Source organism: Gordonia iterans, from assembly GCF_002993285.1.
GTDB lineage: Bacteria > Actinomycetota > Actinomycetes > Mycobacteriales > Mycobacteriaceae > Gordonia > Gordonia iterans.
The window spans coordinates 1,624,703-1,646,074 of sequence record NZ_CP027433.1 but is presented as its reverse complement, the minus strand read 5'-3'; the positions used below and the strand labels follow the sequence as shown (position 1 = coordinate 1,646,074).

Below are 21,372 nucleotides of genomic sequence, written 5' to 3'. Positions count from 1 at the left end.
AGCGCCGCTACGAGGCCGCCGCGACGGCTCGACGTGACGGACGTTACCTATCACATTAGGTTGCCCTAAGTTAGGCTTGATCCACCCGTGTGCCGCTTCACCGTCGCAGCGCCCACAGATTCCCCTTTGCCCCCGACCCGGGCATTCCTGTCTTCTGCGAGGTGAGTCCGTTGCGACCCGAGTTCCATGCATCCCCCGCTCTCTGGGACCCCTCCGACGAGAAGAGCAGCTGCGGCGTCGGCTTCATCACCCGCAAAGACGGCGTGCAGAGCCACGAGGTGATCACCCTGGCGGCCGAGGCCCTCTGCTCGGTGCCGCACCGCGGCGGCATCAACGCCGAAGGAGTCGGCGACGGCGGCGGCGTGTCGATGGACCTCTCGCAGGCGTTCTTCCGCACGGTCACCGGTCGCGCCGATCTGCGCCTGGGACGCTTCTGCGTCGGCAACTTCTTTCTGCCGAACGACGACGACGGGGCCGCGCGCGCCGCCCGACTGATCACCTCGACGATGACCGACCGCGGTTTCACCGTGCTCACCGAACGCGAGGTGCCGGTCGACGACTCGGTGCTGCCGGCCGCCGGGCCCGCCGCCCAGCTGCCGATCCGTCAGTGGGTGTTCGCCGCACCCGAGCCGTGCCCCGCCCCCGCGGCGCTGGACCAGGTGGTCCAGGAGGCGCTGCTGCACATCGAGGCGATCGCCTACGCCGATCCCGCGCTCGCCGGCCTGTACCCGCTGTCGCTCTCGGCACGCACCCAGGTACTCAAGGGCCGGCTCTCGTCGCACGAGGTGATCGGGTACTTCACCGACCTGCACGACCCGGTACACGCGGTGCACACGCTGTACTTCCACACCCGCTTCTCCACCAACACCGATCCTCACCCGACGATGGCGCAGCCCTTCCGCTACCTGGCGCACAACGGCGAGCTGAACACCGACAAGAAGAATCGGATCGCACAGGTCACCGCCGCGGCAGCGGCACGACGGACCGTCGTCCGCCCGCCCGGGCAGTCCGACAGCTCGCGCCTGGACCAGACGGTGGCGACCCGGGTGATCGAGGATCAGCTCGACCTGGTGACCGCGATCGTCTCGATGATGCCGCCGGCCTGGGAGAACGACACCACGCTCTCGCCCCGGGTGCGCGCCATGTTCGAGTACTTCTCTTTGTACGAGGAGAAGAACGACGGCCCCGCCGCCGTCGTCTTCGGCGACGGCACCGTGATCGGCGCCCGCCTGGACCGACTCGGACTGCGCCCGCTGCGCACCGTGGAGACCGCCGACTACCTGTGCGTGTTCTCCGAGGCCGGCCAGATCGACTTCGAGCCGTCGACGGTGCTCGCTCGCGGGCGCGTGTGCGCCGGCGGCATGATCTACTACGACCACCGCGAACAGCGGACGTACACCACCGACGAGGCGTACGAGAAGCTCGCCGCCGCCGCGGACTACCCGGCGCTGCTCGCCGCCGCCAAGGTCGATCTGGCCGAGCTGGCGGCAGAGCGGAACCAGCTCGGTCTGAAGGTGGGCGAGGAGATCCCGGTGGTGCTCGACGGGCAGCCCCTGGACGGGGGTCTCGACTCCGCTCGACCGGCATGGGGCTCTGCTCGACCGGCATGGGGCTCCGTTCGACCGGCATGGGGCCCTGCTCGACCGGCGACGGACCTCACCGACCTTCAGTACTACCGCGCCTACTACCTGGACCAGGAGAGCTTCCGCTTCTTCGCCGACCCCATGCTGGAGACCGGCGGAGAGCTGATCTCGGCGATGGGCTTCGGTCTGGCGATCAACCCGCTGACCGACCGGGAGCCGAGCGTCGCCCGGTTCTTCAGCCAGCGCTTCGCCCAGGTGACCAATCCGCCGCTGGACAGCATCCGCGAGGCCGACGCGATGTCGCTGCGCGTCGCGCTGGGCGCGCGGCCGCAGGTGTTCACCTCGGCACGCGAACGCGGAGGTCAGATCGACGCCGGCACCCAGATCGTCGTGCCTTCGCCGGTGCTCTCGGTGGCCCAGCTCCGCACGCTGGCGACACAGCGCCGGGTGCCGGTGGCCGAATTCGCCACGCTCGCCCCCGTCGCCGACGGGGCCGACCCGGCCCCCGCGCTGTCGTCCGCGATCGAGACGCTGTGCGACGACGTCGTCGCGTTCGCCCGGGGCACCGGGGGCATCGCCGTGCTCAGCGACCGCGGGATCGGCCCGGACGCCGCGGCGCTCCCGATGGTGTTCGCCGTCTCCGCGGTGAACCAGCGGCTGATCGCCGAGGGGCTGCGGCTGCGAGTGAGCGTCGTCGCCGACAGCGGCCAGGTCGAGTCCAGTCACCACCTGGCACTGCTCCTGGGGTTCGGCGCATCCGCGGTGCACCCGCACACGATGGCCCGGCGGGCGGACGAGAAGTACGGCCCCGACCCGGCCGCCGCCGACGCGGCGTTCGACCGGTGGCGCAAGGCCGCCGAGAAGTCGCTGGGCAAGACGATGGGCCGCGTCGGCCTCTGCACGGTGGAGAGCTACATCGGCGGCGAGTTCTTCGAACCGAACTTCCTGGACACCACCGACCCCGACCTGCACCGCTGGTTCGGCGCCCTGCGCGCGCCGGCCGGCGGGGTGGGACTGGAGCCCATCGCTCGGGCGTTGTACGACGCGCACTGCTCGGCCGTCGCCGCTCCGCTCGCCACCGACCGCGACCTGCCGTTGCTCGGCCTCTTCAAGGAGCGCGCCGACGGCGCCGGCCACTCGTTCGGGGCCACCGCGGTGCGCCGCTGGGAGGAGATGAACGGTGCCGGTTTCACCTACGACGGCGCGGACCGGCCGTCGGCCGAGGCCGACGCCGCCGGAGCTCCCGAGGCCCTGCAGAAGCTCACCCTCGCCGAACTCGACGGTGCGTTCGGACTCACCGCACGCGCCTACACCGGCAGCGGATACGACCGGCTCACCGACGAGCAGGTCGACGCCTTCGCGATCACCGACGCCTACCGTGCCTTCTCCGCGGATCTGGCCGCGGCCCGCGCCGAACGGCCGAGCACTGTGCGCGACGTGCTGGCGATCTCCCCCGACGGACCCGAGGCACCGCTGACCGAGGTGATGCCCGCGCACGAGATCACCGCCACCTTCGCCTCCGGCGCCATGAGCCACGGCGCGCTGGTCGCCGCGGCCCACGAGGCGGTGGCGCACGGCACCAACATGGTCGGGGCCCTCTCCAACAGCGGCGAGGGCGGTGAGCACCTGTCGCGGTACGGCACCCTGCGCGCCTCGGCGATCAAGCAGTTCGCCTCGGGCCGGTTCGGCATCTGGGCGGGGTACCTGGCCGACCCGAACCTGCAGGAGCTGGAGATCAAGATCGGCCAGGGCGCCAAGCCCGGCGAGGGCGGTCAGCTCCCCGCACCGAAGGTGACGGTGGAGATCGCCGCGGCCCGCGGCGGCACCCCCGGCGTCGAGCTGGTCTCCCCTCCCCCGCACCACGACACGTACTCCATAGAGGACCTCGCGCAGCTGATCCACGACTGCAAGGCCGCCCGCGTGCGGGTGATCGTCAAGCTGGTCTCGTCCGAGGGCATCGGCACCATCGCCGTCGGCGTCGCCAAAGCCGGCGCCGACGTGATCAACGTGGCGGGCAACACCGGCGGCACCGGTGCAGCCGCGGTCTCCAGCCTGCGCTACGCCGGGCGCGCCGCCGAGATCGGGCTCGCCGAGGTCCATCAGGCGTTGTGCGCCAACGGATTGCGCAGCAAAGTGACCCTCAGGGCCTCCGGTGCGCATCAGACCGGGCGCGACGTCGTCGTGTCGGCGCTGCTCGGGGCCGACAGCTTCGAGTTCGGCACCGCCGCACTGATGTCGATCGGCTGCGTGATGGCCAAGAACTGCAACGTCACCTGCCCGGCGGGCCTCACCACCAACCCGGAACTGTTCGAGGGCGACCCGCGTGCGATGGCCCAGTACCTGCTCAACGTCGCCGCAGAGGTCCGCGAGGTGCTCGCCGGCCTCGGTCTGCGCAGTCTGCGCGAGGCGCGGGGCCGCGCCGACCTGCTGAGCGTGATCGACCACCCGGCGATGGTCGGCGCCATCGCACCGGACGCGCTGCTGGCCGTGGTGCCCGAACTGGTGATCGCCGAGCCGATCTACTACGAAGCCGACTTCTCGGTGGACGAGACGCTGTTCGCCCAGGTCCGGGCCGCACTCGTCGACCGCCGCGCTGAGCGCACGACCACCGAGTCGGTGCACCTGGGCAACCGCGACAAGAGCGTCGGCGGCCGGCTCGCGATCGACGTCGAACGTCTCCTGAACTGGGAACTCCGCGAAGACGAAGCGGCGGCCCTGCCCGCGGTCCTGTCCGACGAGCGCGGCCGGCGGTATCTGGCTCCCGACGCCGTGACGATCCCGACCACCGGCTCGGCGGGCCAGAGCTACGCGGCGTTCTGCAACGACGGTCTGCGCATGCGGCACAGCGGCACCTGCAACGACGGCGTCGGCAAGTCCATGTCCGGCGGCACGGTGGTGATCTCGTCGCCCGGCGGCGGCGCCAACTCGGTCGGCGGGAACGTGCTGGTGGGCAACTTCGCCCTGTTCGGCGCCACCGGTGGGCGGCTGTTCGTCGAAGGCGAGGCCGGCGACCGGTTCGCGGTCCGCAACTCCGGTGCCACCGCCGTCGTCGAAGGCGTCGGCGAGTACGGCTGCGAGTACATGACCAACGGTGCGGTGCTGAACCTGGGCGGCTACGGAAAGGGCCTGGCCAACGGGATGTCCGGCGGCTTCCTGTACCAGTACGACCCGGCCTGCCGGGTGGAGAAGTTCGTCAGCGCCGACTCGGTGATCCTCGGATCGATCACCGGCGTCGACGATCCGTTCGCCGCGCTGCACCACGACGCCGTCTTCCAACTGCTGCGCTGGCACGCCGACGCGACCGGTTCGGCGCTGGCCACCCGCCTGCTCCAGAACTGGGAAACCGAGCGCCACTACTTCGTGTACGCGATGCCCAGGGCGCTGGTCGCGCACCAGGACTCGGCGACGATCATGGCGACGCTGGATCGTCGTGCGTTGCTCGACGAGTTGTCCGGCGCGATCGCGGTGGACCAGGTCCGTGCGCTCAAGCGGGCATCCCGCGCGGCGGTCCCGGTCCTCGACGGCGCCGTCCCCGCGTTCGGGCACACCGACGACGCGACCACGTACGCCCTGCTGAGCGCGTTCACCGTGTTCGAACTGGCTCGCGAGGTCGCGGCCGCACGGCTCCGCAAGACCCGCCACGGCAGCCGCCTGGTGGCCAACGAAAAGACGATCGCGCACGCGGCCCGCAACCTGGTGCTCACCGAGGACTTCGATCTGCTCGGACGCGTCGCGCGATACGCCCGCGACATCCTGTCCGAGTACCCCGCCGAGCACCTGGCGGCGCTGATCGGCGCCAAGCGGGTGGCCGACTACAAGCAGGCGCTCGCACTGCGGAACGTCCGCTCGATGGACGCCCCGGCCACCTACGGCTGGCTGCTGCTGCAAGACGCGCGCAACCGCGAGGTGCTCGGCGAGCTGACTGGCTTCGCCGAGCTGTTCGCCGCACGCGCCGTCCCCGACGTCGCCGAGGCCATGCGCAACGCCGCGCAGGCCCAGGCGTCCACCCACTCCGACCCCGCGGCCGCGGCCGCAGCTCTCGTGAAGGCCGGTCTCTGATGGAACTCCCTTACATCCCCGCCGACATCCCGTTCACCGGCGACCAGAAGGCCTGGTTCGCCGGGTTCATGGCCGGACTGAACACCCGGATGGCCATGCCGACCGGCGTCGCCGACGCCGCCCTGGCCGGCACCGCCACCTCCACGCTCGCCCCCGCAGGCGGCCCCGGTCCGCTGCTGATCGCCTACGGCACCCAGACCGGCAACGCCGAACTGATCGCCGACCAGGCCTCCGAGGCGGCCGCCGCCCTCGGTTTCGGCGTCCGGACGGCGGACATGAGCGACCTCACCGCCGCGGACCTCGCGGTCGCGGGCAAGCTCCTCGTCGTCGTCTCCACGTACGGCGAGGGCGACATGCCCGACGCGGCCGAGGATCTCTGGTCGCAGCTGGCCGCCGCGGACGCCCCACGCCTGGAGGGCCTGCGGTTCGCGGTGTGCGGCCTGGGCGACTCCATCTACGACGGCTTCTGCCAGGCCGCCAAGAACCTCGACGGCCGGCTCGCCGAGCTGGGTGCGCAGCGACTGGTGGACCGAGTCGAGTGCGACGTCGACTTCCAGCGCCCGGCCGGTGCATGGCTGCCCGGCGCCCTGCAGGCGCTCGCCGATGCTCCGGCGGCCGGTGCCGTCGCCGCTGGGGGCCCGGCCGCGACGCCCGCGGCCAAGGACGCGAAAGCCCCGTGGGGACGCAAGAACCCGTACCCGGCGACCCTTCTGGCGAACTCGATCCTCTCCGGGCCGACGTCGAGCAAGGAGGTCCGGCACCTGGTGATCTCCCTGGGCGACAGCGGCATCGAGTACCAGCCCGGCGACGGCATCAGCATCGTCGCGGTGAACGACGACGCCCTCGTCGACCGACTCCTGGACCGGATCGGCGCCACCGGCGACGAGCTGATCACCGACCGCAAGACGCAGCGAACGCTGCGCGAGGCGCTGACCCACCACTACGAGATCTCCACGCCGTCGAAGTATCTCGTCGACTACGTCGCCTCACGCACCGGCGACCCCGAACTCACGCACATGTCGGCCACCGGCGACGCCGAAGCCCTCGACGCGTGGCTGTGGGGGCGCGACGTGCTCGACGTGCTGAACGTCGACCCGGGCCTGACCCTCACCGCCGAGGAACTGATCGGCGAACTGCGGCCGCTGGCCCCGCGCGTGTACTCCATCTCGTCGTCGCCGAAGGCCCACCACGGGACCGTGCACCTGACCATGGCGACCGTCCGGTACACCTCGGACAACCGCGAGCGGGGCGGCGTCTGCTCCACGTACCTGGCCGACCGCTGCCCGGAGGACACACAGGTGCGCGTCTTCATCACGCCGAACAAGGCCTTCCGGCTGCCCGACGACGACGCCCCGATGATCATGATCGGACCCGGCACCGGCGTCGCGCCGTTTCGCAGCTTCCTGCACGAGCGCGCCGCCCGCGGCGCGACCGGCGACAACTGGCTCTTCTTCGGCGACCAGCACCGCGACGCGGACTTCCTGTACCAGGCCGAACTCGATCAGTTCGTCTCCGACGGACTGATCACCCGGCTCGATCTCGCGTTCTCCCGCGACCAGGCGCACAAGGTGTACGTGCAGGACCGGATGCGTGAGCAGGGTGCGGGGCTGTACCGCTGGCTCGAGCGCGGCGCGCACGTGTACGTCTGCGGCGATGCCCAGCGGATGGCGCACGACGTCGATGCCGCGCTCATCGAGATCGTCGCCGAACACGGCGGGATGGATGCCGAGAAGGCCGGCCTGTACCTGAGCGATCTGAAGAAGGCGAAGCGCTATTGCCGGGACGTGTACTGAAACGACACGTCGTCGATCCTGCACACGCCGGTCGATCCTGCACACGCCGGTCGAGCCTGCACACGCCGGTCGATCCTGCACACGCCGGTCGAGCGGAGTCGAGACCACGCTGAACCGCGGAGTACATTGCGACTATGACCGTCGAAACTGAGCGGCCCGCGCGCCGCGCCAAGAAGGTCCGCTGGTCCCGCCGCAATCCGTACGAGGCGCGCGTCGTCGAGAACACCCTGCTGACCTCTCCGGAGAGCGACAAAGAAGTCCGTCACCTGGTGCTCGACGTCGCCGACGCCGGTCTGGAGTACGAGCCCGGCGACGCCGTGTCGGTGCTGCCGACCAACTCCCCGGAGCTGGTCGCCGCCATCATCGCCCGCCTCGGCGTCCCACCGGAAACCGAGATCACCGACCGCAAGGGTTCGCAGACCCTGTACAACGCCCTCACCCACGGGTTCGAGATCACCTCGGTGTCCCAGTACCTTCTCGACCACCTGGCGAAGGCACTGGGCAACCCGGTCGCCGCAGCGCTGCTCGACGGCGACCGCGCCGAGCTGGACGCCTGGTCCCGCGGGCGCGACGTGCTCGATCTGCTGAACCTGGAGCCGGACTGGGCGCCCACCCCGGAAGCGCTGCTGGCCGAGCTCCGCCCGCTCGCGGCCCGCACCTACTCCATCTCGTCGTCGCCCAACGTCCACGCCGGCACCATCCACTTGACGCCGGCGACGGTCCGGCACTTCGCCACCGAGGACTGGGGCGACGGCCGCGACCGCGGCGGTGCGGCCTCGACCTATCTGGCCGATCGCGTGGAGCCCGGCGACACCGTCGGCATCTACCTGACTCCGAACAAGAGCTTCCGCCTCCCCGAACCGGACACCGACATCATCATGATCGGACCCGGCACCGGCATCGCACCGTTCCGCGGCTTCTTGCACGAGCGCGCCACGCGTGGCGGCCAAGGCCGCAACTGGCTCTTCCACGGTGCCCGCCACCGCGACCACGACTTCCTCTACCGCGACGAGATCCACGCCTTGCACGCCGACGGCGTCCTGGATCGCTTGGACGTGGCGTTCTCGCGCGAACAGGAGGAGAAGGTGTACGTCCAGCACCTGATGGACGGTCACGGCGAGGACATCTATCACTGGCTGCGCGACGGCGCCGTCCTGTACGTGTGCGGCGACGCCGACGCGATGGCCAAGAGCGTCGACGAGGCACTGACCTCGATCATCGCCGCCCACGAGAACCTCGACGAGGACGCCGCCCGCGCCCGCCTGGACGAGTTGCGGGCCGAAGGGCGCTACCGCCGAGACGTCTACTGACCTCTCCCCTCGCTCGTTGAGCCGATCGAGCCGCTAGGCGAGATCGAGTCGAAACGTCGCCCTCCACACCTTTCGACACGCGCCTCGGCTAACGCCTCGGCCCGGCTCAAGGAGCTACTAACAGTCACCCCCTCGCTCGTTGAGCCGACGACGAACGCAGTGAGGAGGCGTGTCGAAACGGCCCCTTCGCCGATCGTGACACGCCTCGCTCGTTGAGCCGATCGAGCCGCTAGGCGAGATCGAGTCGAAACGTCGCACTCCACCTTTCGACACGCCCCTCGGCTCACGCCTCGGCCCCGCTCAAGGAGCGAGAACACCCGATCGTGACACGCCTCGCTCGTTGAGCCGATCGAGCCGCTAGGCGAGATCGAGTCGAAACGTCGCCCTCACCCCTTTCGACACGTCCCTCGGCTCACGCCTCGGCCCCGCTCAAGGAGCGAGAACACCCGATCGTGACAGGCCTCGCTCGTTGAGCCGATCGAGCCGCTAGGCGAGATCGAGTCGAAACGTCGCACTCCACCTTTCGACACGCCCCTCGGCTCACGCCTCGGCCCGGCTCAAGGAGCGACAAACGCCGGCCGGGTCAAGAAGCGACAAACGCCGACCCGGCTCAAGGAGCGACGAACGCTGATCGAGCGGAGTCGAGATCCCGAGGAGTCACGCGCGCTTGGAGCGCATCGCCTTGAGCTGCTTGAGGTTCGGGTCCGCGGACAATTCACGGTAACGGTCGGAACCGAGCGGTACGACAGCGACGCGCGCCTGGTCGTCGTAGTGCAGGCCCCACCCGTACCGCTTGCCGAGCGGGGAGGCCCGCAGGCACGCCTGCGACTTCGCGAAGAAGGCGGCGCGCGCCTCCGCCCGATCGGCGTCGGGGACCGCGTGTCGCCGTGCATACACCTCGAAGAGCACATCGTCGCTGGTGTACTCGTACGGATGCTCGGCGAGGAGCCCGAACTGGAGCTCGGCCACCGAGGGCGCCTTCTTGCCGGCCGGCGGCTCCTCCGCGGCGCTCACCGGGCAGTCGTCTGCCACCGCGATGAAGGTCTCGACGTAATCAGTGCTTCCCATGTCACCAGTGTGCACTGCAGAGGTCGAGTTCCGACACGGTCTCGCCCGCGCGGGCTCGACCGGCTCGGGCGAGCGATGACTCAGTCCTGGTTGAGAGTCCCGGGGGCCGTCTTCTGAACCTGCATGAGGAACTCGACGTTGTTCTTCGTCTTCTTCAGCTGCGAGATCAGCAGGTCGATCGCCTGCTGACTGTCCAGGCCGGCGAGGAGGCGGCGCAGCTTGTGCACGACGGCGAACTCGTCGGGCGAGAGCAGCAGCTCGTCCTTGCGGGTGCTCGACAGGTTGACGTCGACGGCCGGGAAGACGCGGCGCTCAGAGATCTTCCGGTCGAGCTTGAGCTCGGCGTTGCCGGTGCCCTTGAACTCTTCGAAGATCACCGTGTCACCGGTCGAGCCGGTCTCGACCAGCGCCGACGCGATGATCGTCAGCGAGCCGCCGTGCTCGATGTTGCGGGCCGCACCGAGGAAGCGCTTGGGCGGGTACAGCGCGGTGGAGTCGACGCCACCGGACAGGATCCGGCCCGACGCGGGCGAGGCGTTGTTGTACGCGCGGCCGAGCCGGGTGATCGAGTCGAGCAGCACGACGACGTCCTTGCCCTGCTCGACGAGGCGCTTGGCGCGCTCGATGGCGAGCTCGGAGACGCTGGTGTGATCCGACGGCGGACGATCGAACGTCGAGGCGATGACCTCGCCCTTGACGCTGCGCTGCATGTCGGTGACCTCTTCGGGCCGCTCATCGACCAGCACCACCATCAGGTGGCACTCGGGGTTGTTGGTGGCGATCGCGTTCGCGATGTCCTGAAGGATCGTGGTCTTGCCGGCCTTCGGCGGCGACACGATCAGTGCACGCTGCCCCTTGCCGATCGGCATGATCAGGTCGATGACGCGGGTGTCGAGCCGCTCCGGGGTGGTCTCCAGACGCAGACGCTGATTCGGGTACAGCGGCGTCAGCTTGGAGAACTCGGGCCGCTTCTTGGCGAGTTCGGGGTCGCCGCCGTTCACGGTGTCCAGGCGGACCATCGGGTTGAACTTCTGGCGCTGGTTGCCCCCGCTCTGGTTCTCACTGCCTTCCCGGGGCACCTTGACCGCACCGGTGATGGCATCGCCGCGGCGCAGACCGTAGCGGCGCACCATGTTCATCGACACGTAGACGTCGTTGGGCCCGGCGAGGTAGCCGGAGGTCCGCACGAAGGCGTAGTTGTCGAGGACGTCGAGGATTCCGGCGACGGGTGCGACGGTGTCGCCCTCGTTCAGTTGCGGCTCGCCGCCGCCGTCTCCGCCGCGGTCGCGGCCGCGGCGGTTGCGCTCGCGGAAGCGACGGCCGCGGCGGCGTCCGCCGCCCTCGCCGTCGTCATCGTTCTGGTTCTGGTTCTGGTTGCCCTGGTTGCGGTTGCCGCCGCCCCGGTTCTCGTTCTTGGTGTTCTCGTTCTTGCCGTCGGCGTTGCGGCCCTGGCCGTCGCCGCTCTGTTTGCCGCCGTCGCCGCGGTTGCCGTCGCCGCGGTTGCGGTCCCCGCGCTCGCGGCGGCGCTCGCCGGCCTGCTCGGACTTCCCGCCGGCGGGCTTGTCCCCTGCGGCGGGCTTGTCGTTCTCGGTCTGCGCCGCCGGCGCGGCGGAGGCCTCTGTCTTCGGGGCTTCCGTCTTCGGGGCTTCCGTCTTCGGGGCTTCCGTCTTCGGGGCTTCCGTCTTCGGGGCTTCCGTCTTCGGGGCTTCCGTCTTCGGGGCTTCCGTCTTCGGGGCTTCCGTCTTCGGGGCTTCCGTCTTCGGGGCTTCCGTCTTCGGGGCCTCGCGCTTCGGGGCCGCCGACTTCGGCGCCTTCGACGGGGCGCTCGCGGCACCGCCGCCCTGCTGATGCGCACGGATCGCGTCGATCAGATCCCCCTTACGCATCCCCGAGATGCCCTTGATACCCAGCTCGCCGGCCAGGCCGCGCAGTTCGGGAAGCAGCATGGCCGACAGGCCGCGCTTGGCGGGGGTGGAAGTGCTCACGTCCGTATCGGTCACGGATGTCCTTTCGTTCCCTGCGGCAGAGGCCGCCGGGTTCCCACTGAGATGCAGTGGTGCGGAGATGCAGTAGTACTGAAATCTGTGCTCAGCCGCGGCGAGAAGATCGCTACCGGTCCGCTACTGCCGGGCGAGAGTCGCCGGCGGCAATGGTGACTGCCGAAGAAGCGATGAATGAACATCTTGGCGGCGGAACGACCCCAGTGTAGCACTGCCTACCCGCGGGTTCGGCAATCAGGTGTGTCGCGCGACACCGACGCCGATCGGCAGCGGGGTCATCGTGAAGCCGTGGTCGGCCGCCAACGTTGCTTCGGCCTCGCCCAGGCGCTCCGTGCCCAGCACCACCACCGAGGGCCCCGCACCGGAGACGGTGGCCGCATGGCCGCGCTCACGGAGATCGGCGATCAGGCCGGTGGTCTCCGGCAGCGCGGGCGCCCGGTAGCCCTGGTGCAGGCGGTCCTGCGTCGCATCGAAGAGACAGCTGGGGTCGTCGGTCAGGGCGACGACGACCAGCGCGGTACGGCTCAAATTGAACACCGCGTCGGCGCGCGGAACGGAGTGCGGGAGCAGCCCCCGGGTGACGTGCGTGGAGGATTCGATCTCCGGAACGAAGGCGGTCGCCACGATGTCCGGGTGCAGCTCCAGACGGCGCGCGAAGTAACCGTCGTGCCCGTCCATCCACGTGACGACGGCGCCGCCGAGCACACTCGCGGCGGCGTTGTCGGGGTGCCCCTCGAACTCCCCGGACAGCTGCACCAGTTCACTTTCGCCGAGCCCGGCGCGGCGACCGTCGGCCGCCAGCAGTTCCGAGGCGGCCGCCAGTCCACCGACCACCGCTGTGGCCGACGAGCCCAGACCCCGCGAATGCGGGATCACGTTGGCGCACCGCAGGTGCAGGCCCGGCGCGCTGACCCCGGCGAACTCGAGACCGCGGATCACTGCGCGCGCCACCAGGTGGCTGCCGTCGCGCGGAACGGCGTCGGCCCCTTCTCCGGTGGCCTCGACCGTGACGCCGCCGTCGGTGACGGTCACGGTCACCTCGTCGTACAGCCCGAGCGCCAGGCCCAGGCAATCGAAACCGGGACCCAGATTGGCGGTGGACGCGGGAACGCGCACGGTGGCCGACAGACCCGGCGCCAGTTGCAGCCGTGCGTCGGGCGCGCCGATCGGCGCTGCGGGAGTGGCACTCATGGACATCGTCTAGCCCACGCCGAGGGCGCCGGCGACCGCCATCGGGTCCACGGGGATCGCTTCGACCTGCGGCATGTCGCGCAGCGCGGTGTCGGGGTCCTTCAATCCGTTGCCGGTCACCGTGCACACGACGAGCGATCCGGGCTTCACCCAGCCCTCGGAGTGCGCGGCGAGCAGCCCGGCGACGCTGGCTGCCGACGCGGGCTCGACGAAGACGCCTTCCTTCCCTGCGATCAGGCGGTACGCCTCGAGCAACTTCTCGTCGGTGGCCGCGCGGAACATTCCGTCGGACTCTTCCTTGGCGGCGACCGCCTGGTTCCAGCTCGCCGGGGCGCCGATCCGGATGGCGGTGGCGATGGTCTCCGGGTTGGTCACCGGTTTGCCGAGCACCAGCGGCGCCGCGCCCGCGGCCTGGGTGCCGAGCATGCGCGGCAGCGAGTCGGTGATTCCGGCCTCGCGGTACTCCTTGTAGCCCTTCCAGTACGCGGTGATGTTGCCCGCGTTGCCGACCGGCAGGGAGTGGACGTCGGGGGCACGGCCCAGCACATCCACGATCTCGAACGACGCCGTCTTCTGGCCCTCGATCCGGGCCGGGTTCACCGAGTTGACCAACTCGATCTCCGGGAAGTCCGCCGTCACCTTCCGGGCCAGCTCCAGGCAGTCGTCGAAGTTGCCCTGCACCTGGATCACCTTGGCGCCGTGCATCACGGCCTGCGCGAGCTTGCCCATCGCGATCTTGCCTTCGGGAATGAGCACGGCGCTGGTGATCCCGGCGCGGGTGGCGTACGCGGCGGCGGAGGCAGAGGTGTTGCCCGTCGAGGCGCACAGCACCGCGCGCTTGCCGTTGTTCACCGCGGTCGTCACGGCCATCGTCATGCCGCGATCTTTGAACGAGCCGGTCGGGTTCAGGCCCTCGACTTTCAGGTACACCTCGCAGCCGGTGAGCTCGGAGAGGTGCGGTGCGGGAACCAGCGGCGTGCCGCCCTCCAGGAGGGTGACGATCGTCCAGTCGTCACCGACCGGCAGGCGGTCGCGGTAGGCCTCGATCAGGCCGGGCCAGCCGCGGTGGACGGGGCTGTGGGACTGGTTACTCATTGGTTCCCTCCAGGCGGAGCACGCTGGACACCTTGATAACGGCATCCATTTCTTCAAGTGCCGCAACAGTTTCCGACTGCGCACGGTCGGCGGCACGGTGGGTGACGATGATCAGGCGTGCGTCTTCGCCCGCGCCTTCCTGGCGCATGGCGGAGATGCTGACGCCCTTCTCGGCGAACGCGCCGGAGACCTGCGCCAGCACACCCGGCCGGTCGGCGACGCGCATCGACACGTAGTAGCGGGTGGGAACGTCGTCGATCGAGGCGACCGGCAGCGAGGCGTACGTCGACTCGAGCGGGCCGCGTCCGCGGTAGACCCGGTTGCGGGCCGCCATCACGAGGTCGCCCATCACCGCCGAAGCGGTCGGTGCACCACCGGCGCCCTGGCCGTAGAACATCAGCCTGCCGGCGTTCTCGGACTCGACGACGACGGCGTTGAACGCGCCGTTGACGGTGGCGAGCGGATGCTCCAACGGGATCAGCGCCGGGTACACGCGCGCGGAGATCTTCTCCGCCCCGCCGTCGTTCAAACGCTCACAGATGGCGAGCAGTTTGACGGTGCAGTCGAACTTGGCGGCGGCGGCGAGGTCGGCGGCGGTGATCGCGGTGATGCCCTCGCGGTAGACGTCGTCGGCGGTGACGCGCGAGTGGAAGGCGATCGAGGCCAGGATGGCGGCCTTCGCAGCGGCGTCGTAGCCCTCCACATCCGCCGACGGATCGGCTTCGGCGTACCCGAGACGCCCGGCCTCGGCGAGCACCTCGTCGTAGTCCGCGCCGGTCTCGGCCATCGCGGACAGGATGAAGTTGGTGGTGCCGTTGACGATGCCGGCCACTCGATTCACCGAGTCGCCCGCCAGCGACTGGATGAGCGGACGGATCACCGGAATCGCGCCGCCGACCGACGCTTCGAAGTACAGGTCGACGCCGTTGCGGGCGGCGGCCTCGGAGAGTTCGCCGGCGTGCACCGCCATCAGCGCCTTGTTCGCGGTGACGACTGACTTACCGGACTCGAGCGCGCTCAGGATCAGCTGCCGCGGCGGTTCGATGCCGCCGATCAGCTCCACCACCAGGTCGACGTCGTCGCGGACCACAAGTTCGGCCGGATCGTCGGTCAGCAGCGCCGGATCCACCGCGCGGGGGCGGGAGACGTCACGCACCGAGACGCCCCGCAAGACCACCGGCGCCCCGACACGTTCACGCAGGTCGTCCGCGCTTTCGGTGAGGATGCGAACCACCTCGGTGCCCACACTGCCCATTCCCAGGACCACGACGCCGATCGGGCGCTCGTCGTTCCGGCTGTCCACAGAGTCGCTCATTCGCCACTCACCTCCAGGCTCAGGAAATCGGCGACGGTCTCCCGCCGCAGGATCTGACGGGCTCGCCCGTCGGCGACAGCCACCACGGCGGCGCGCGGCTGCATGTTGTAGCGACTCGACATCGAATAGCAGTATGCCCCGGTCGCCCCCACCACGAGCAGGTCACCGGATTCGACATCCGCAGGCAGCCAGCAGTCGCGGATCACGATGTCGCCGCTCTCGCAGTGCTTGCCGACCACGCGGCACACCACCGCGGGAGCGGAGGATTCGCGCGAGGCCAGGCGGACGTCGTACTCGGCGTCGTACAGCACGGTGCGGATGTTGTCGCTCATCCCACCGTCGACCGAGACGTAGCGGCGCACCGCGGCGCCGTCGAGCGCGACGTCTTTGACGGTGCCGACACGGTACAGCGTGACCCCGGCCGGGCCGGCGATGGCGCGCCCCGGTTCGACGGCGATCTTCGGCATCGGAAGTCCGAGTTGCGCCGACTCGCGTTCGACGATCGCGGCGAGCGAGTCGGCGAGGGTCTGCACCGGCAGCGGATCATCGCTCGGCAGATACGAGATGCCCAGTCCCCCGCCCAGGTCGAGCACCCGGATCTGAGTGGTCTTCTCGACGCCGAACTCCTCGACCACCTGCGCGAGCAGACCGAGCACCCGGTGTGCGGCGAGCTCGAAGCCGTCGATCTCGAAGATCTGGGAGCCGATGTGGCTGTGCAGGCCCACCAGCCGGAGGTTCTCCGTCGCGAACACCGCGCGCACCGCGTCCATCGCGACGCCGCCGGCCAGCGCGAAGCCGAACTTCTGGTCTTCGTGCGCCGTGGAGATGAACTCATGGGTGTGGGCCTCGACGCCGGGGGTCACCCGCACCAGGACGTCGGCCACCACTCCCCGTTCACCGGCGAGCCGGTCGAGTCGCTCGATCTCGATCATGGAGTCGAGCACCACATGCCCGACACCCGCGTCGAGCGCGGCGTCGAGCTCGGCCTCGCTCTTGTTGTTGCCGTGCAGGGCGATCCGTTCGGCGGGGAACCCGGCGTGCAGCGCCACCGCCAGCTCACCCCCGCTGCACACGTCCAGTGAGAGACCCTCGGACTGAACCCACTTGGCCACCTGGACCGAGAGGAAAGCCTTCGACGCGTAGTGCACGGTGCCGTACTTGCCGAACGCCGACTGCATGGCCGCGCAACGTGAGCGGAAGTCGGCCTCGTCGTACACGAACAGCGGTGTGCCGTACTCCTCGGCGAGTGCGTCCACCGTCACTCCGCCGATCGCCACCACGCCGTCACCGTTGCGGGAGGTGTTGTGCGGAAAGACGTTCGCCGGGATCTCGGCCATCGCTTCGGGCGAGCTCGGCCGCTCCGCGAGATGCGGGGCGGCCAGGATCGCTGCGTGCCGGGGACCTGCGGGGTGTGCCATGGTGTGTCCCTACATCCGTTCGGGGGCGCTGACGCCGACCAGGTCGAGGCCGTTCGCGAGCACCTGCCGGGTGGCGGCACACAGCGCGAGCCGGGCGCGGTGGACGTCACCGGGCTCCTCGTCGCCCTGCGGCAGCACCCGGCATCGCGAGTAGAAGCGGTGGTACGACCCCGCGAGCGATTCCAGGTAGCGCGGGATCCGGTGCGGCTCACGAAGTTCGGCTGCGGTCGCCACGACGTCACCGAAATCGCCGAGGGTGCGGATCAGCTCGCCTTCGGCGGGATCGGTCAACAGATCGAGGTGCGCTTCGTCGGCCTCCAGCCCCAGCTCGGCGGCGTTGCGCGCCAGTGCGCTCAGGCGCGCGTGCGCGTACTGCACGTAGTACACGGGGTTCTCCGCGGACTGCTTGCGGAGCAGGTCGAGATCGATGTCGATGTTGACGTCGATCGACGAACGGATCAGCGCGTAGCGAGCTGCGTCGACGCCGACCGCTTCGACGAGGTCGTCGAGCGTGATGACCGTGCCGGCCCGCTTGCTCATCCGGACCGGCTTGCCGTCGCGGACCAGGTTCACCATCTGGCCGATGAGCACCTCGACGCCGGCCGCGTCGTACCCGAGGGCCGCCGCGGCGGCCTTGAGCCGCACCACATATCCGTGATGGTCGGCGCCGAGCATGTAGATCAGGTGGTTGAACCCGCGGTCGTGCTTGTCCTTGAGGTACGCGATGTCGCCGGCGATGTACGCGGCGTTGCCGTCGCTCTTGATCACCACACGGTCTTTGTCGTCGCCGTAGGCGGTGGAGCGCAGCCACCAGGCGCCGTCGGCCTCGTAGAGGTTGTCGCTGGCCTTGAGTTCGGCGATGGCGCTCTCCACCAGCCCGCGGTCGAACATGGAGTTCTCGTGCGTGTACACGTCGAAATCGGTGCCGAACTCGTGCAACGTCCGCTTGATGTGCGCGAACATCAGGTCTACGCCCTGCGCGCGGAAGGTCTCCAGGCGCTCGGCCTCGGGAAGCGCCAGCACGTCCGGATGGGCCGCGACGACGCTCGCGGCGATCTCGTCGATGTACTCGCCGGCGTAGCCGTCTTCGGGGGTCGGCTCGTGCAGCGCCGCGGCCAGCAGGGATCGGGCGAAGCGGTTGATCTGCTCACCGTGGTCGTTGAAGTAGTACTCCCGGGTCACCTCGGCCCCGCGTGCCGACAGGACCCGGCCGAGCGCATCGCCGACGGCCGCCCATCGGGTGCCGCCGAGATGGATGGGACCGGTCGGGTTGGCCGACACGAACTCGAGGTTGACCACCGAGTCGGCCAGCTCGTCGCCGCGCCCGTACGCGGCGCCCTGCGCGCGGACGGTGGCGACCGTCGCGTTCTGCGCGGCGGCCGCGAGCCGCAGATTGACGAAGCCCGGCCCGGCGAGGTCCGCGTCGGCGATGCCGTCGGACGCGCGCAGTTCGTCGACCAGCCAGCCGGCCAGTTCCCGCGGGTTCACGCCGGCCCGCTTGCCCAGCTGAAGTGCGATGTTGGTGGCGTAATCGCCATGCTCGGGGTTGCGCGGACGCTCCACCACGACGGTCTCGGGCACGAGCGAGCCGTCGAGGTCGTGCGCCTCGAATACGGCCAGCGTCGCGGCACGGATCAATGCAGCGAGATCGGTGGGAGTCACGGTTCTCCATCCTAGGGTTTGTCCAGTCCATCGCGACAATCGGCCCGGCCCCCTTCCCCGCACCGCCGGCCGCCGGCCCTCGGCGGATGTGGATAACCCGCCGAAGCTGTGGATAAGCGCGGCGCGGCGGTCGTCTCCGGGGTCTCTCGTCGAGTCATGACGACGCAGCACTCCCGCGTACCCGAGTCCCTCGGGTTGCTGACGCCGTCCGAGTGGGCGGCCCTGCCCCGCGACGAGCACATGGGCACCGAGCTGCAAGAGGGGATCCTGTTCGGGTCACCTACCGGTTCCGACGGCGGGAGCGGGTCATCCCAGCAGCACGCGCTGCGGGACGGTCTCGCCCTCGCTGTCCTGAACGGTGCTGACGACGCCCCAGCAGAACAGTTCGCCGTCGGCTTGCAGGGCGCATGCTCCGCTGCTCCCCTGCACGACGCTGATCGCCCCGCTGATCCCGTTGACCTTGGTCGGGGCCTCGACGTCCGCGTCGTCACCGGACTGGCCGTTGCCGATCTGGCCCCGGTTGTTGTTCCCCCAGCAGTAGACGTCACCGTCGGCGCTCACCGCGCAGGCGCTGGTGACGTCGACGGACACGACCGTGGGCGACGAGATCCCCGAGACCTGCGTCGGCACGTCGATCGAGTCACCGCCGCCGACCCGGTATCCCCAGCAGTAGACCTGTTCCTCGGCGATCGCGCACGCCGTCGTCCGGTAGGAACGGGTGTCGTCGTCGCTGTTGGTCACGATCGTGAGCCCCAGGCTGATCTCGGAGACGTCCTTCACCCCGTTCACCTTCTGCGGCGTGGCGCGGCGGTCCCTGGTTCCGTCGCCGAGCTGCCCCGCGGAGTTGTTGCCCCAGCAGTACAGGTCCCCGGGGTCGACCACGGCGCACACCGTGCCGGTGCTGGTCGCCACGGTTCGGGGCTCGCCCGGCAACGCCACCTTCACCGGCTGCTTCCGCGACTCGCTGACGCCGTCGCCCAGGGTGCCGTCCTTGCCGAAGCCCCAGCAGTAGACGGCGCGTTCGGGATCATCGCCCTTCCTGGCGATGGCGCACGTCGCAGCCCACCCGGTGGTCACCGCGGTCGCGTCATGCAGATCGGGCACCTCGAACGGCGCCGAGCGGTCGGATTCGGCGCCGTCGCCCACCTGCCCGGATCCGTTCGAACCCCAGCAGTAGACCTTGCCCTCGGCCGTGGCGCACGCGGTGACCGGGAACCGCTGCAGATCCTCGGTCTCGTAGCCGCCGAGGCTGACAGTCGTGACCCCGGAGAGCGAGGCGACCTCGCCAGGCGACCAGTTGTGCGACGTCGTGCCGTTGCCCAGCTGCCCGTAATGGTTGCTGCCCCAGCAGTACAGCTTCTCCTCTGAGATCGCGCACGTGGTGCCGCCGCTGCGAGCCAGCTGCATCCCCGGTTGCGCCAGGCCGGGTTCCTCGGGCGGCGCGCTCGACGGCCACCAGAGCGGCGCGGTGCCGCCCACTGCGGCGATCAGCACCACGACGGCGGCGAGCACGAACCACTTGGTCCGCGACTTCTTCGCCGGCGGCGGGAACGATCCGGGCCCGAACGGCGCAGCCTGGAAACCGGAGGCGCCCTGCCCCGGAGCCGAGTAGGGATTCGCGTGCGGACCCGACTGACCGGGACCATATCGGGGCTGACCGTACTGGGACTGGCTGAACGGGGCCGGAGTGCCGGGAGCCGACGCCGGTCCCGACGGGAAGCTCTGTCCCGGTGAGGAACTCGCGCCGGAGAGCGACTGCGAACCCGAGTCCGGGGTCGCCGCGCCGCCGGGAACCGCGGCGATCGTGGTGGCGGTTCCGGCTGCGGTCTGCGCCAGCGCCCGGTTGAACTCCGCGGCGAACGTCCGGCAGTCGGGATAGCGGGCCGCCGGGTCCTTGGCCATCGCGCGCTGGAGCACGGGAGCGACGGGGGCGAGCGACGGGACGGCCGCTGCGAGTGAGGGCACCGGCTGCTGCAGGTGCGCCGTCATCACGGCGGCCGAGGTGTCTCCGGGGAACGGCGAGGCCCCGGTCAGCAACTTGTACACGGTGCACGCCAGCGAATACTGATCGCTCCGGCCGTCGGCGGCCCGGCCGCCGATCACCTCCGGTGCGGTGAACGCCATGGTCCCCACTACCGAGTTCGCCGCCGTGAGCTGAGGCGAGTCGGCCAGCTTGGCGATGCCGAAGTCGAGCAGGACGGCGCGGTCGAGGCGACCGTCGTCGTGCCGGGTGACGACGATGTTGCCGGGCTTGATGTCGCGATGCACCACTCCGCGGGCGTGCGCGTAGTCCAGCGCGTCGCCGACCTGGGTGAGGACCTGTCCCGCCTCGGCCGGAGTCAGCCGGGTCTTCCCCAGATCCGGACCGGACAGGTGGGTCATCGTGAACCACGGGCGGTCGTCGGCGATCCCGTACGCAAAGATCGTGACGATGCTCGGATGGTCCAGCGATGCGACAGTGCGGGCCTCGTTGGCGAAGCGCTCGGCGAACTCGCGGTTCGACGCCCCCGAGACCGACACCACCTTCATCGCCTCGCGGCGGCCCAACTGCGGATTCTCGACGAGATAGACCTCGCCCATGCCGCCGCTGCCGATCAGCGACACCACCTGGTAGCCGGCAATCATCGAACCGGGTGCAGCAGACATTCGGCGTCCCCCTCGTTGGACTTCTCCACAAACCAGACAGAGAATACTCGGCCAGGCCGGATACGTCGTCGCCAGGTGAGACGCAAACACGTTCCCCCAAATCGGGGGTGCCCGGCACCTCTATCTCGATCTGGCACCCACAGCCGAAAGTGCCACGACGAGTCTGCGGTGCCCGGCACCCTTGTCTCGACCGACATCAGGAATCGGTGGGCGTCGCGGATCGCCGAGGCGC

General features: G+C 69.9%; 11 protein-coding genes. 3 read left to right on the top strand and 8 right to left on the bottom strand.

From position 1 onward, the window contains the following. Nucleotides 1-170 precede the first annotated feature (170 nt). The 3 genes from C6V83_RS07625 to C6V83_RS07615 all read left to right on the top strand — a co-directional run bounded on the left by C6V83_RS07625 (nucleotide 171) and on the right by C6V83_RS07615 (nucleotide 8,745). Nucleotides 171-5,642, top strand: a complete 5,472-nt coding sequence (locus C6V83_RS07625) for a glutamate synthase-related protein (protein WP_105943798.1) — start codon at nucleotides 171-173, stop codon at nucleotides 5,640-5,642. Then, a complete protein-coding gene (locus C6V83_RS07620; protein WP_105941895.1) occupies nucleotides 5,642-7,435 on the top strand; it encodes a sulfite reductase subunit alpha in 1,794 nt (597 codons plus the stop codon). The genes C6V83_RS07625 and C6V83_RS07620 overlap by 1 nt, the downstream gene beginning before the upstream one ends. A 134-nt stretch (nucleotides 7,436-7,569) precedes the next feature. Beyond that, complete coding sequence (locus C6V83_RS07615; protein ID WP_105941894.1) at nucleotides 7,570-8,745, top strand: diflavin oxidoreductase; 1,176 nt, start codon at nucleotides 7,570-7,572, stop codon at nucleotides 8,743-8,745. A 657-nt stretch (nucleotides 8,746-9,402) separates the two neighbouring features. Here the strand turns inward: C6V83_RS07615 and C6V83_RS07610 are convergent. The 8 genes from C6V83_RS07610 to C6V83_RS07575 all read right to left on the bottom strand — a co-directional run bounded on the left by C6V83_RS07610 (nucleotide 9,403) and on the right by C6V83_RS07575 (nucleotide 21,140). Then, complete coding sequence (locus C6V83_RS07610; RefSeq protein ID WP_105941893.1) at nucleotides 9,403-9,813, bottom strand: DUF6157 family protein; 411 nt, start codon at nucleotides 9,811-9,813, stop codon at nucleotides 9,403-9,405. Between the two features lie 80 nt (nucleotides 9,814-9,893). Continuing rightward, nucleotides 9,894-11,759 carry a transcription termination factor Rho gene (gene rho / locus C6V83_RS07605; protein WP_105943797.1) on the bottom strand — a complete coding sequence of 622 codons (1,866 nt, stop codon included), beginning with the start codon at nucleotides 11,757-11,759 and terminating at the stop codon, nucleotides 9,894-9,896. Nucleotides 11,760-12,047: 288 nt separating this feature from the next. After that, complete coding sequence (gene thrB / locus C6V83_RS07600) at nucleotides 12,048-13,004, bottom strand: homoserine kinase (RefSeq protein WP_105941892.1); 957 nt, start codon at nucleotides 13,002-13,004, stop codon at nucleotides 12,048-12,050. Between the two features lie 9 nt (nucleotides 13,005-13,013). After that, nucleotides 13,014-14,099: a threonine synthase gene (gene thrC, locus C6V83_RS07595; RefSeq protein WP_105941891.1), complete on the bottom strand. Its 1,086-nt coding sequence runs from the start codon at nucleotides 14,097-14,099 to the stop codon at nucleotides 13,014-13,016. Beyond that, on the bottom strand, nucleotides 14,092-15,414 hold the full coding sequence (locus tag C6V83_RS07590; protein WP_105941890.1) for a homoserine dehydrogenase: 1,323 nt from the start codon (nucleotides 15,412-15,414) through the stop codon (nucleotides 14,092-14,094). The genes thrC and C6V83_RS07590 overlap by 8 nt, the downstream gene beginning before the upstream one ends. After that, on the bottom strand, nucleotides 15,411-16,832 hold the full coding sequence (gene lysA / locus C6V83_RS07585; protein ID WP_105941889.1) for a diaminopimelate decarboxylase: 1,422 nt from the start codon (nucleotides 16,830-16,832) through the stop codon (nucleotides 15,411-15,413). Before lysA ends, C6V83_RS07590 begins: the two co-directional genes overlap by 4 nt. Before the next feature lie 9 nt (nucleotides 16,833-16,841). After that, nucleotides 16,842-18,494 carry an arginine--tRNA ligase gene (gene argS, locus C6V83_RS07580; protein ID WP_105941888.1) on the bottom strand — a complete coding sequence of 551 codons (1,653 nt, stop codon included), beginning with the start codon at nucleotides 18,492-18,494 and terminating at the stop codon, nucleotides 16,842-16,844. A gap of 306 nt (nucleotides 18,495-18,800) precedes the next feature. After that, nucleotides 18,801-21,140: a protein kinase domain-containing protein gene (locus C6V83_RS07575; protein WP_105941887.1), complete on the bottom strand. Its 2,340-nt coding sequence runs from the start codon at nucleotides 21,138-21,140 to the stop codon at nucleotides 18,801-18,803. Between the last annotated feature and the right edge of the window lie 232 nt (nucleotides 21,141-21,372).